This is a genomic window from Streptomyces spinosisporus, assembly GCF_022698145.1.
Classification (GTDB): Bacteria; Actinomycetota; Actinomycetes; order Streptomycetales; family Streptomycetaceae; genus Streptomyces; species Streptomyces spinosisporus.
In genome coordinates this window covers 564,967-577,323 of the sequence record NZ_JALDAX010000004.1, presented here as the reverse complement: position 1 = coordinate 577,323, position 12,357 = coordinate 564,967, and the positions used below count along the sequence as shown (strand labels likewise).

Sequence of the window (12,357 nt, the reverse complement as noted above, 5' to 3'; positions counted from 1 at the left end):
CATGCGCCACGTCATGAGGATCTACATCCGCCACATGCGCAAGGCGATCAGCGTCGGGGACCTCGACCGCGCCGGTCGGATCGGCATCGCCGCATACCGCGTCGCCAACACCCACGAACGCCGAGTCCTGGAGACCTACCTCGGCCCGAACGCCGCTCACATGGCCGGCCTCACCCCGAAGCCCTGACCCAATCCCACCCAGCTCCCCCACCGACACCGCGAAAGGAGGTGAACCTCCATGAGTGAGGACCGGATCACCCAACGCACCGTGACCGTGGTCATGGGCATCATCGCCCTCCTGGCGTTCGTCTTCTCCTTCGGCAACGTCTGGGCCCTGGCCCTGCGCCTGGGCGTCCCCGCCCCCATCGCACCGCTCATCGCCCCCATGGTCGACCTGTCCGTGGTCGGACTCCTGGTGGCCCTGCGCTACCTCTCCCTGCGCGGCGTCCCGCCCGAGCAGATGAAGGCGGCCACCCGCCTGATGCACGTCTCCGGCCTGCTGACCCTGGCCCTCAACGTCGCCGAACCCGTCGTCGCCGGACACTACGGCCGCGCCGCCATCGACGCCGTGGCGCCCCTGCTCCTCCTCGGCTGGGGAGCGGTCGGCCTCCAGCTCCTCCGCTCGTTCCACACGGTCGCCGCCCATGCAGCCGAACCGGCACGCGCCACCGAGACGGAACCGGCCCAAGAGCCCTCCCCGACCCCCGCCGAGCCCGCGCACGTCGCGGTGACTGCCCCGCCCGTCGCGCCGGTACCAGCCCCGGCCCCGGTAGCTCCGCTCACCGCTCCGGCTCCGGCCGCGCCTGCGGTCAAGGTCCCGGAACCGCTTCTGACCGAAGCACGGTCCATCGCGGCATTGCACCACGCCGAGCACGGAGAAACGATCACTCCGGCCCAGCTCAAGATGCGGCTCGGTATCGGTCTGCCCATGGCCACGGCCCTCCACGCCGCCCTGTAGAGCCGCGCTCTCCCTGCCGGCCTTGCGGCACTTCGCACCCTCGCCCACTCCCGGGCCCGACCTGTCATGCCTGCGGGCAGCAGCCCGAGCGCTGATCGCTGCTGCCCGCAGGTCCCACCCTCACGCCAGAACGGAGACCCCGCCACCCATGCGCCGCCCCCTCGACCTGCGCCACGTGATCAGCCCCGGCCTGCGGGACCTGATCAAGCTGGCCAACACCCACGACTTCGACCGCGTCACCGAACAGGTCCGCGACCTGCACGGCTGCACCAGCCCCGTCAACCTCCACGGCTTCACGGTCACCACCGACCAGACCACCAAGGAAGTGGTCCGCTCCTACCGATCCGAAGACGAGCCTTCCGGACGCCTGCTGACCACCTGCGGCAACCGGCGCTCCTCCCGCTGCCCCGCCTGCTCCCGCGTCTACGCAGCCGACACCTACCACCTCATCAAGGCCGGACTCTCCGGCGGCAAGAACGTCGCCGAAACCGTCCGCGACCACCCCCGCGCCTTCGTCACCCTCACCGCCCCCTCCTTCGGCCCCGTCCACAACCGCAAGACCGACCACACAGGCAAGCCTCGGCCCTGCGGCTGCGGCACCCAACACCCCGAAGGAGACCCAGCGTTGGGCACCCCGCTCGACCCGGCCACGTACGACTACACCGGCGCCGTGCTCTGGAACGCCCACGCCGGACAGCTCTGGGCACGGTTCACCACCTACCTTCGCCGCGCCCTGGCCGAGCACCTCGACATGACGCAGAAGGCCCTCAACGCCGCCCTGCGCGTCTCTTTCGCCAAGGTCGCCGAGTACCAGAAGCGCGGCCTGGTCCACTTCCACGCCGTGATCCGCTTCGACGGACCCGACGGCCACACCACCGAGCCCCCGCCCTGGGCCACCTTCGACGCCCTGAGCGCCGCCGTGGGCCTGGCGGTCGAGCGTGCCCGGCTCGTCGTCGCCTCCGACGCCATTGGCGAACGCGTCATCGCCTGGGGCCGCCGGTTCAAGGTCGACCCCATCACCGCCCTGGGCGACGGCGAACTCACCGACGCCCGCGTTGCCGAGTACACAGACGCCAAGGTCGCCGGATACGTCGCCAAGTACGCCACCAAGAACGCCGAAGGTGCGGGCACCGTAGACCGCACCCTGATGTGCCGCCCCTGCGCCGGACGCGGCTACGTACGCGGCCCGGACGGCTTCCACGACCGGTGCGCCGACTGCGACGGCACCGGACAGGCCGAACCCATCAAGGCCCTGCCCATTCAGCAGCACGTACGCCAGATGATCCGCACGGCATGGGACCTGGGCCACCTCCCCGAGTTCGCCCACCTCAAGCTCTGGAAGTGGGCTCACATGCTCGGCTTCCGCGGCCACTTCTCCACCAAGTCCCGCGCCTACTCCACGACCCTCGGCGCACTCCGCGACGTACGCCGCGCATGGCGCCTCGCCCAGGCAGAGGCCGCCCGCACTCGCGTCGGCCTCCCCATCAGCGACGAGCACACCACCCTCGTCACCGCCTCCTCCTGGACCTACCTCAGCAGCGGCTACCGCCCCGGTGAGGAACTCCTCGCCGCGCAGGTCCGCCACGACATCGCCAACACCCAACGCCTCAAGCACGAAGGACTGATGCCTGCATGACGACCGCCGTGCTCACCGTGGACCAGGTCGCCGAGCGTCTCGGCATCAGCCGCTGGAAGGTCCACGACCTGATCCGCTCGCGCGAACTCGCCTCCTTCAAGATCGGCCGCTGCCGCCGTATCAGCGAATCCGCCGTGCACGCCTACATATCCCTCCAGACCGAACAGGAAGCCGCCTGATGGCCGCCAAGCCGAAGAAGAACCCGAACAACGAGGGCACCATCTACGAGCGCAAGGACGGCCGTTGGGAGGGCAGCGCATACGTCCTGACGACCGACGGCACGTACAAGCGGCGCAGCGTCTACGGCAAGACCTGGGACGAGGCTCACGAGAAGCTGACCAAGCTCAAGGCCGACTCCCTCAACGGCCTCCCGGTCGCCACCAGCAAGATGACGATCGCCGAGTACCTGGCGTACTGGCTGACGAATGTCGCCAAGGGCAAGGTCCGCAGGACGACCTACGTCAACTACGAATCCCTCGTCCGCAACTACGTCACCACGGAGTTCGGCAAGAAGAAGCTGGTCCGGCTCACCGCCCGCGATATCCGCGCCTTCCTCGCGAAGACGGCGGTCACCTGCCAGTGCTGCGCGCAGGGCAAGGACAGGAAGCGGCCGGAGCACAAGCGGCGCTGCTGCGCCCTCCGGAAGTGCTGCAAGAAACTCCCGTCTGACCGGACCGTGCGCTTCCTGCTGGTGATCCTGCGCGCCGCTCTCCAGCACGCCGTACGCGAAGACGAGTTGCCCCGCAACGTGGCCCGGAACGTGGAGCTGAGCATGGGAACCAAGCGCGAGATCGAGCCGCTCACCGCCAAGGAGGGGCGTCAGCTCCTGACGGCGGCCAGGGACAACAGGCTGTGGGCCGCGTACGAACTGGCGGTCCGCATCGGCCTCCGGCGCGGTGAGCTGCTGGGGCTGCGCTGGTCGGATGTGGACCTTCACGAAGGTGTGCTCACCGTTCGGCAGGCCCTACAGCGCGTCGGCGGTGAGCTGCTGATCGTCGCGCCGAAGACTCAGCGCTCGGCCCGTCGCGTGGCCCTGCCGGCCGAGTGCGTGACCGCACTCCGCGCCCAGCGCGCGCAGCAGATCGCCGACCGGAAGGGCGCGGGGGACAACTGGAAGGGCACGGGTCAGGGCCTCGTCTTCACCACCAAGAACGGGACCCCCATCGAGCCGCGCAACCTGAACCGCTCCTTCGAGGTGCTCTGCGTCCGCGCCGGCGTCCGCAAGGTCCGCTTTCATGACCTGCGCCACACCTGCGCCTCGCTCCTCCACGAACAGGGCGCCGACGCCCGCATGATCATGGAAGTCCTCGGCCACAGCTCGATCCGCGTGACCATGGACATCTACACCTTCGTACGGCTCGACTCGCAGCGCTCCGCATTCGATCGCGTCGGCGACGCGCTGAGGGGTGACGGCAACGATCCGGACGGCGATGACGGCGCGGCCGGTGTCTCCGTAGCCGTCTGATCGGCTCCCGAAGCCGGTTGCCGTCAAACACTGCCGTCACCGCATAAAGCAAAGGCCCTGTGGATCACTCCACAGGGCCTTTGACGTGCTGTGCACTCGGCAGGATTCGAACCTGCAACCTTCTGATCCGTAGTCAGATGCTCTATCCGTTAAGCTACGAGTGCTTGTTTTGTTTTCGCCGGTCCCGGTTGTTTGGGGCCGTTCGCGGCGACAGGAAGAACATTACATGACTGCCGCCGCCATGTGAAATCCGTTTGGTGCACCCCTTGTGAGCTGGGCAAACGGGTCTGTGGTGGGTGTGGGAACGACGAAGCCCCGGTCGGGTGGACCGGGGCTTCGGTGATCATGGTGATCAGGTGCGGAGGCGGAGGGATTTGAACCCTCGATGGGCTTTAAGGCCCAAACCGCATTAGCAGTGCGGCGCCATAGACCGGACTAGGCGACGCCTCCAGCACAGCCGCCCGCGCGAGCGCGAGTGGTGCGTGCAGATGATGACACAGTCGAGCGTGGTGTCACCAATCGGCTCCCACGGTACTAGGCAGGCCCGCCGCAGGGCAAAGCCCTTCTGGTCCCGCGCCGGGCGTCGTCCCCGGTGGGGCGGGCGCCCGACGTCCCGGGGCGTCCACCGTCTCGGGTGCGCGCAACGTCCTGAGGGGTGCGGCGTTAGGCAGGGCATGTCGCTCGTTCGGTTCCTTGTCGTCGCCGCCACCGCAGCCACCGCCGCCACCGCCACCGTCACCTCCATCGTGCCCACCGCCGCCCACGCCGACCCCGGTCGCACCCCCATCACCGACGCCGGCCGCACCCACGACACCAACGCCGGTCGCACCACCCTCGCCCCACCGCCCGTCCAGGACGACCGCATCGACCACCGAGACGACCACCGAAACGACCACCGAAACGACGCCCACTCCGGCGACCGTCTCACCGTCACCGTCCGGCACGCGGGCGAGGGCACGGACGGGACGTATCAGCTCTTCTGCCACCCCGGTGGCGGCACCCACCCCGACGTCGACCGGGCGTGTGCCGCGCTGGAGCGGGTCACCACGTGGGGGAAGGACACGTTCGCCCCGGTGCCGGGCGACAGCATCTGCACCATGCAGTACGGCGGGCCGGCCACCGCGCATGTCACCGGGGTCTGGGCCGGGCGGCCCGTCGACGCCGAGTACGACCGCAGCAACGGGTGTGAGATCGGGCGCTGGGACCGGCTCGTGCCGCTGCTCCCCGATCTGGGGGAGCAGCCGGCGGCGCAGGGGCGGTCGTAGAGCCCGGTGCAGGCCAGGGGATGCGGTCACACGTTCTACTTCACTTCCTCGTGCGACCTCCCTCTCATCCGCCGCCGAGAGCACAATCCGTGCCCGTAGACTCGCTCGCGTGACACGTCGCGGGCCGGTTGGCAAGATGGCCCGAGCGGTCGGCAAGGTGCGGTAACAGGGAGGAAGCGTCTCGTGAGCAGCAGGCCATCCCGAGGCGCTGCTCGCCTCGCAGCCATACTGGACGCGCTGCCCGATGCGTTGGTGCTGGTCAACGCCAACGGGACCGTCGTCAACGCGAACACCATCGCGCTCGAGGCCTTCGAAGCGCCCGGGACCGCACTCGTAGGGCGGGGACTGCTCGATCTGCTGCCGCAGTTCGACTCCAAGCTCATCCCCGGCTCCATGCGGCGGCCCGACCACATGGACCCCGCCGGACGCACCAAGCCGACGCGGATGATCGCGCGGCGGACCGACGGCGCGGAGTTCCCCGTCGAGGTCACCAGCGCCAATCTGGAGAACGGCCAGCAGGCCTACGACGGTTACGGCTACAGCGGCGACGAGCTGCTGATGCTCGTCGTACGGGATCTGACCGGGACCGTCGACACCGAGGCGGAGCTGGCGCGTTCGCAGCGGCAGACCGAGATGATCCTGCGGGCCGCCTCCGAGGGTGTGGTGGGGACCGATACCGACGGGCGGATCGTGCTCGTCAATCCGGCCGCCGCCCAGATACTGGGGTACCGGGCCAGTGACCTCGGCGGCAAGGCGCTGCACGACCTCGTGCTGCACTCCCGGGCCGACGGTTCCCCCTTCCCGTACGCCGAGTCGCCGCTCGCCGACACCCTGCGCTCCGGGCGCAAGCACCGGGTGCGCGGGCAGGTGCTGTACTCCAAGGGCGGCGACAAGGTCTCCGTCGACCTGACCACCGCGCCCGTGCGCGACGGCGACCAGCTCGTCGGCGCCGTGATGACGTTCACCGACCGGCGGCAGTACGACACGCTCGCCGAGGAGAAGGCCGAGCTGGAGCAGCGGCACGCCGAGGAGCTGGAGCGGATCGAGGAGGAGCACGCCTCCGAACTCACCGCCCTGCGCCAGAAGCACGTCACCGAGCTCGAGGAGCTGCAGGAGCAGCACGACGAGGAACTCGGCGCGAACGAGGAGCGTTACGCCGCGCTCGGCGAGCGGGAGAAGGACCGGTACGAGGCGCTCGCCGGACGGCACGACCAGCTGCTGACGCTGCTCGGGCGCTCGCTGCGCGGGCCGCTGGACGAGCTGCGGCGCGAGCTGGCCGCCCTCGCCGCCGACGACGCCGGGCAGCTGTGGCCCGAGGCCAACCAGGTGCTGCACCATCTGTCGGCCGGCTACTCGCGGATCACCACCCTCATCGACAACGTCCTCGGCTATCAGCTGCTCGACGCCGGCAGCGAGCAGATCACCCGGGTGAAGGTGATGCTCGACGCGGTCGTCGCGGCCGGTGTCGACGGCGCCGTCGACCTGATCGGGCCCGGCCGGGTGCAGTTCGCGGTGCACGCGCCGCCCATCGAGGCCGAGGTCGACCCGCAGCGGCTCGCGAGCGCGCTCTCCCATCTGATCGCGGACGTCGCGGGCGTCGACGCGACCGGCAACGCGCCCGTGTCGGCGGGCGGTTACATGGACAACACCGTGGTGGTGGCCGCCGCGCAGCGTGGCGAGGTCGTACGGATCGAGGTGCGCGGGCCGTACGCCGGGGGAGACCCGGTGCACGAGCCGATCGTGCGCGGGATCGTGCGCGCCCACGGCGGTGTGCTGCAGACGCACGACGTGCCCGGGATGAGCGGCAGCGCCTATGTGCTGGAGGTGCCCATCGGGGGCGGGGCCGGAGCCGTGGCGGCCGAGACGCCCGAGACGCCTGCCCAGGCAGCGGGCGGCGAGGAGGGTTCCGGTGGCCGGCGGCGCGCCCGGCGGCCGTCCGTCGACGCGTTCCTGGACGGCGAGGTCCCGGGAGAGTCCGGTGGCCCGGCCGAGCACGGCGCAACGGAGACGGCCGCGCCCACCGGGCGACGGCGCAGGCGTGCCGTGGAGGAGTCGGAGGCCGCCGCGGCCTCCGTCGGGAGCGCCGTGGAGGTCGCCGGGGGTACCGGGCGACGGCGCGGCAGGCCGGCCGAGAGCGACGCCGGCGGTGTCTCCGAGGGTGCCGTCGTCATGGCGGGCGAACATGCCGTGGAGACGGCCGCCGCCAATACGGGCCTGGGCGGGACCGTTCCGCCGCAGGGCGTACCCGCGCCCGGTGGCGGTCGGCGCGCCCGGCACGGCGGGGGCGCGCAGCAGGCCCTGCCCGCGGCACTGCCGGCCGCCGCGACGCCCGGCGCTCCCGCGGCCCCGGGTGCCGTGGCCCCGGACGCGGCACAGGCCGGTGCCGCCCCCGGCAACCAGCCCGCGCTCGCCGAGAAGGCCGAGCCCAGCGGGCGGCGCCGCCGTGCGCTCGCCGCCGCGCAGGACCGTGCCGCCGCGCAGGAAGCGGCTCCCCGTTCCGTCTTCGCGCTGCCCCCGGCGGACGCGGACCGCCCGGCCCAGGGCGCGGCGCCGCAGACACCCGTCCCGCCGCAGACCCCTGTCCCGCCGCAGGCACCGGTTCCGCCGCAGGCCCCCGTCCCGCCGCAGGCTCCCGTCCCCGCGCACGGGCAGGCCCCCGCGCAGCCGCAGATTCCGGCGCAGTCGGCGCCGCCCGCCGTGCCGCAGCCGTCCGGGCAGGGGGGCCAGGACGCCTCGGGTGCCGTCGTGGCCGACGGCGGTCGGCACGATGCCGTTCCGCACGACCAGTCCGGCGACCACACCCCGCCGCAGCCGCATCCGACGAGCGCGCCGACGGGCCGCCGTCGCCGTGCCGTGGGGCAGCCCGCGGCACAGGACACCCCCGCCCAGCAACCGGTCCCGGCCCAGCAACCGGCCCCGCAGCCGGTCCCTGTTCCCGCACAGATGGCTCCCGCGCAGGCCGCGCCTGCTCCGGGCGCCGCCGCCCAGAACACCGGCGGCCAGGTCCCGCAGCCCGCGCAGCCCGCTGCCCAGGCGGCACCGCCCGCCGCCCAGCCGCTTCCTCCGCAGAGCGCCCCCGGCCAGGACGCATCCGCCGGGCCGCTTCCCGCGGAGGCGCCGCAGCAGCCCACCCCGGCGCCGGGCACGCCCCTGCCTCCGGAGGCGCCCGCGGTCCCTGCGGCGCCCGCAGCCCAGGCACCGGCACCCGCGCAGCCGCGCCCCGCCCAGCCGCTGCCCGCCGAGGCCACGGCGGCACCCGCGGCGCAAGCCGCCTCCGTAGACCCGAACTCCACCCAGGGCCGCGCGATCAGCGTCCGGACACTGGGGCAGGGCGTGCCGTTCACCCGGCAGGCCGCACAGGTGCAGCAGCCGACGGCCACGCCCCCGCCGCACAACCCGACCGGTGGCGGCCGGCGCCGCAAGCTCGGCACCCGGACCGAACCCGGCGCGGCGGCGGCCACGAAGCAGGCGGCCCGTCCGCACCCGCAGGCCGAACAGGCCCCGCCGCAGTCGCACCCCTCGCAGGCCGGGCAGTCGCGGCTCGCGCAGGCGACCGAGGGCACGGGGCGGTCGTACGCCATAGGGGCGCCCGACGAGAACGCCGCCGAGGGGCCCGAGCCGCTGGACGGTCCGGGCGGTGCCGTGGAGATCGCGGACCCGCCCCTGCCGCAGCCGATGGACGACGAACTGCCGCCGGAGCCGCTGGACAACCCGCGCCGGCTGCTGGTGTGGCCCGCGCCGGACGTGACGACCCAGCAGGCGCTGAGCGACCGCGGCTACCGTCCCGTGATCGTGCACTCGCGCGAGGAGGTCGACGCGCAGATCGCGGCGTTCCCGGCCGCCCTGTTCGTGGACCCGCTGACCGGTCCGATCACCCGGACCGCGCTGCAGTCGCTGCGTCAGGCGGCGGTGGCCGCCGAGGTGCCGGTGCTGGTGACCGCGGGCCTCGGGCAGGCGACGCGTGAGGCGGCCTACGGCGCCGACCCCGCCGTACTGCTGAAGGCGCTCGCGCCGCGGGACAGCGAGCAGCACCCGCCGCGGGTGCTGCTGATCGAGGAGCACGCGGAGATCGCGCTGGCCCTGACGGCGACGCTGGAGCGGCGCGGGATGCAGGTGGCGCGGGCCGCGAGCGACACGGACGCCGTGACCCTGGCGGGGCAGCTCAGGCCGAACCTGGTCGTGATGGACCTGATGCAGGTGCACCGGCGCCAGGCCGGGATCGTGGACTGGCTGCGGGCCAACAGCCTGCTCAACCGCACCCCGCTGGTCGTCTACACCGCCGCCGTCGACCAGGCCGACCTGCCGCGCCTGGCCTCCGGCGAGACGGTCCTCTTCCTCGCGGAACGCTCCACCAGCGCCGAGGTACAGAGCCGAATCGTCGACCTGCTTTCGCGGATCGGCACCAACTGACCTGCACCCCGGCGCCGCGAGCGGGTGCGTCAAGGCTGCGCCCCGGCGCCGCGAGCGGGTGCGTCAAAGCTGCGGCCCGGCGCCGCGAGCAATGGCGTCGGAGCTGGGTGACGCCCAAGCCGCCCCCGGCGCCGCGAGCGGGTGTGTCAGAGCTGGGTGACGTCGAGGTCGCCCTCGGCGTAGCGGCGGCGCAGGACCTTCTTGTCGAACTTGCCGACGCTGGTCTTCGGGACGGACTCGATGATCGTCCAGCGTTCGGGGAGCTGCCATTTGGCGATCTTGCAGACGTCGCTCGCGAGGAACGCGCGCAGCTCCTCGAAGTCGGCGCCGGAACCCTCCTTCAGCACGACCGTGGCCAGCGGGCGTTCGCCCCACTTCTCGTCGGGGACGGCGACCACGGCGGCCTCGGCGACGTCCGGGTGGGACATCAGGGCGTTCTCCAGGTCCACCGAGGAGATCCACTCGCCGCCGGACTTGATGACGTCCTTGGCGCGGTCGGTGAGGGTGAGGTAGCCCTCCGGGTTGATCGTGCCGACGTCGCCGGTCTTCAGCCAGCCGTCGTCGCTGAACTTGTCGGCGGGGCGCAGGGGTTCGGCGTCGGGTCCGTTGTAGTAGGCGCCCGCGATCCAGTTGCCGCGCACCTCCAGCTCGCCCGCGGACTCGCCGTCCCAGGGCAGGCGTTCGCCGCCGGGGCCGGTGAGGCGGGCCTCGACGCCGGCCGGGAAGCGGCCCTGGGTGAGTCGGTAGGCGAACTCCTCGTCGGTGCCGACCGCGTGGGCCGGCGGGCGGGCGACCGTGCCGAGCGGGGAGGTCTCCGTCATGCCCCAGGCGTGGCAGACCCGCATGCCCAGGTTGTCGAAGGCCTCCATCAGGGAGGGCGGGCAGGCCGAGCCGCCGATGGTGACCTGGGTGAGGGAGGAGACGTCGCGCGGCTTGGCGGTCAGCTCGGCGAGCAGGCCCTGCCAGATGGTCGGGACGGCCGCCGCGTGGGTGGGCTTCTCGCTCTCGATCATCTCGGCGAGCGGGGCGGGCTGCAGGAAGCGGTCCGGCATGAGCAGATTGACGCCGGTCATGAAGGTGGCGTGCGGCAGGCCCCAGGCGTTGACGTGGAACTGCGGGACCACGACGAGCGAGGTGTCCTGGTCGGTCAGGCCCATCGACTGGGCCATGTTGACCTGCATGGAGTGCAGATAGATCGAGCGGTGGCTGTAGACCACGCCCTTGGGGTCGCCGGTGGTGCCGGAGGTGTAGCACATGGCGGCGGCCTGGCGTTCGTCCAGCTCGGGCCAGTCGTAGTGGGTCGGCTTGGCGGCGATCAGGTCCTCGTACTCGTGGACCTGGGCGCTCGCGCCGTCGAGGAGGGAGCGGTCGCCGGGGCCGGTGACGACGACGTGCTCGACCGTGGGCAGCTGCGGCAGCAGTGGGGCCAGCAGCGGCAGCAGCGAACCGTTGACGATGACGACCTTGTCGGCCGCGTGGTTGACGATGAACGCCAGTTGCCCGGCCGGCAGGCGGAGGTTGAGGGTGTGCAGCACCGCGCCCATGCAGGGGATCGCGAAGTACGCCTCGACGTGCTCGGCGTTGTTCCAGGCGAGCGTCGCCACACGGTCGGCGTCCGTCACGCCGAGGTCGTCCCGCAGCGCGTGCGCGAGCTGGGCCGCGCGGGCCCCGATCTCGGCGTAGGAGCGGCGGTGCGGCTCGCCCTCCCCGGTCCAGGTGGTCACCTGCGAGGTCCCGTGGACCGTGGACCCGTGGGTCAGGATCCTCGAGATCAGCAGCGGTACGTCCTGCATCGTGCTCAGCACGGCGTCCTCCCAAGGCGACATTGCCTACGCGGCGGTAAGGGATGCGCTGATTCTGCGCACATACCGCGTGGTATGTCACTAGGGTCCGACGGATTTACCGCGCTCGGACCAGTTCGGGATCCTCGCGCAGCTTGCTGAGCGCGCGCGACACCGCCGACTTCACCGTGCCCACGGACACGTCGAGCACCTCGGCCGTCTGCACCTCGCTGAGGTCCTCGTAATACCTGAGGACGACCATCGCCCGCTGCCGGGCGGGCAGCTTCATGATCGCCCGCCACATCGCGTCGTGCAGCGCCTGCTGCTCGGCCGGGTCGTCCCCGCCGCGCACGGGCTCCGGCTCGGGCAGTTCCTCGCACACGAACTCGTCGACCCGGCGCTTGCGCCACTGCGAGGTGCGCGTGTTGAGCAGGGCGCGGCGCACATAGCCGTCGAGCGCCCGGTGGTCCTCGATGCGCTCCCAGGCGACATACGTCTTGGTCAGCGCGGTCTGCAGCAGGTCCTCCGCGTCGCTCGGGTTCGCGGTGAGCGACCGGGCGGTGCGCAGCAGCACCGGCTGCCGGGCCCTGACGTACGACGCGAACGACGGGTACGGCAGGGTCTGCGTCGCCGGCGTGGCGGCGTTCGAAGCGCGGGTGCAGACGGGTGTGGTCATGGCTCCACGCTAGGAGCGGGGGCCCCTTCGGCGGATCGGCCGCAGGTCCCGAAGCCGGATCCGCCTCAGGTTGTAGGGGTGGAGGTGCCTGCACCTCCTGAAGGTGGACGAGCGGGTCGGGGGTACTGCGGGATGACCCCTGGGGGTGCCCCGGATCCACGACCTG

9 protein-coding genes and 2 tRNA genes are annotated in these 12,357 nt (G+C 72.0%); 7 read left to right on the top strand and 4 right to left on the bottom strand.

What is annotated here, in order from left to right; all coding sequences use genetic code 11:
• Nucleotide 1: 1 nt before the first annotated feature.
• From MQN93_RS14245 to MQN93_RS14225, 5 genes are all read left to right on the top strand, one after another.
• Nucleotides 2-187 carry a hypothetical protein gene (locus tag MQN93_RS14245; RefSeq protein ID WP_242709750.1) on the top strand — a complete coding sequence of 62 codons (186 nt, stop codon included), beginning with the start codon at nt 2-4 and terminating at the stop codon, nt 185-187.
• Between the two features lie 51 nt (nt 188-238).
• A complete protein-coding gene (locus MQN93_RS14240) occupies nt 239-958 on the top strand; it encodes a DUF2637 domain-containing protein (RefSeq protein ID WP_242709749.1) in 720 nt (239 codons plus the stop codon).
• 148 nt (nt 959-1,106) lie between these two features.
• Nucleotides 1,107-2,594 (top strand): replication initiator, encoded by a 1,488-nt coding sequence (locus MQN93_RS14235; protein WP_242709748.1) that lies wholly within the window; start codon nt 1,107-1,109, stop codon nt 2,592-2,594.
• Nucleotides 2,591-2,773: a helix-turn-helix domain-containing protein gene (locus tag MQN93_RS14230; RefSeq protein ID WP_053560287.1), complete on the top strand. Its 183-nt coding sequence runs from the start codon at nt 2,591-2,593 to the stop codon at nt 2,771-2,773. The genes MQN93_RS14235 and MQN93_RS14230 overlap by 4 nt, the downstream gene beginning before the upstream one ends.
• Nucleotides 2,773-4,059, top strand: a complete 1,287-nt coding sequence (locus MQN93_RS14225; RefSeq protein WP_242709747.1) for a site-specific integrase — start codon at nt 2,773-2,775, stop codon at nt 4,057-4,059. Before MQN93_RS14230 ends, MQN93_RS14225 begins: the two co-directional genes overlap by 1 nt.
• A 91-nt stretch (nt 4,060-4,150) precedes the next feature.
• On the opposite strand, the gene MQN93_RS14220 is transcribed toward MQN93_RS14225, so the two are convergent.
• Together MQN93_RS14220 and MQN93_RS14215 are read right to left on the bottom strand one after the other, a co-directional pair.
• Nucleotides 4,151-4,223 (bottom strand) — tRNA-Arg (locus MQN93_RS14220).
• A 195-nt stretch (nt 4,224-4,418) separates the two neighbouring features.
• Nucleotides 4,419-4,509 (bottom strand) — tRNA-Ser (locus MQN93_RS14215).
• Between the two features lie 224 nt (nt 4,510-4,733).
• On the opposite strand from MQN93_RS14215, the gene MQN93_RS14210 reads away from it, so the two are divergent.
• Nucleotides 4,734-5,324: an SSI family serine proteinase inhibitor gene (locus tag MQN93_RS14210; protein ID WP_242709746.1), complete on the top strand. Its 591-nt coding sequence runs from the start codon at nt 4,734-4,736 to the stop codon at nt 5,322-5,324.
• 183 nt (nt 5,325-5,507) lie between these two features.
• Nucleotides 5,508-9,734, top strand: coding sequence for a PAS domain-containing protein (locus tag MQN93_RS14205; RefSeq protein WP_242709745.1), 4,227 nt, complete (start codon nt 5,508-5,510; stop codon nt 9,732-9,734).
• Between the two features lie 146 nt (nt 9,735-9,880).
• Here MQN93_RS14205 and MQN93_RS14200 read toward each other — a convergent pair whose 3' ends face one another.
• Together MQN93_RS14200 and MQN93_RS14195 are read right to left on the bottom strand one after the other, a co-directional pair.
• On the bottom strand, nt 9,881-11,560 hold the full coding sequence (locus MQN93_RS14200; RefSeq protein WP_242709744.1) for a long-chain fatty acid--CoA ligase: 1,680 nt from the start codon (nt 11,558-11,560) through the stop codon (nt 9,881-9,883).
• A 73-nt stretch (nt 11,561-11,633) separates the two neighbouring features.
• A complete protein-coding gene (locus MQN93_RS14195) occupies nt 11,634-12,191 on the bottom strand; it encodes a SigE family RNA polymerase sigma factor (protein WP_016436952.1) in 558 nt (185 codons plus the stop codon).
• Between the last annotated feature and the right edge of the window lie 166 nt (nt 12,192-12,357).

Coding starts and splice junctions, on each gene's coding strand:
- MQN93_RS14245 (WP_242709750.1), top strand. CDS start 2: ATGCGCCACGTCATGAGGATCTACATCCGCCACATGCGCAAGGCGATC.
- MQN93_RS14240 (WP_242709749.1), top strand. CDS start 239: ATGAGTGAGGACCGGATCACCCAACGCACCGTGACCGTGGTCATGGGC.
- MQN93_RS14235 (WP_242709748.1), top strand. CDS start 1,107: ATGCGCCGCCCCCTCGACCTGCGCCACGTGATCAGCCCCGGCCTGCGG.
- MQN93_RS14230 (WP_053560287.1), top strand. CDS start 2,591: ATGACGACCGCCGTGCTCACCGTGGACCAGGTCGCCGAGCGTCTCGGC.
- MQN93_RS14225 (WP_242709747.1), top strand. CDS start 2,773: ATGGCCGCCAAGCCGAAGAAGAACCCGAACAACGAGGGCACCATCTAC.
- MQN93_RS14210 (WP_242709746.1), top strand. CDS start 4,734: ATGTCGCTCGTTCGGTTCCTTGTCGTCGCCGCCACCGCAGCCACCGCC.
- MQN93_RS14200 (WP_242709744.1), bottom strand. CDS start 11,560: ATGTCGCCTTGGGAGGACGCCGTGCTGAGCACGATGCAGGACGTACCG.
- MQN93_RS14195 (WP_016436952.1), bottom strand. CDS start 12,191: ATGACCACACCCGTCTGCACCCGCGCTTCGAACGCCGCCACGCCGGCG.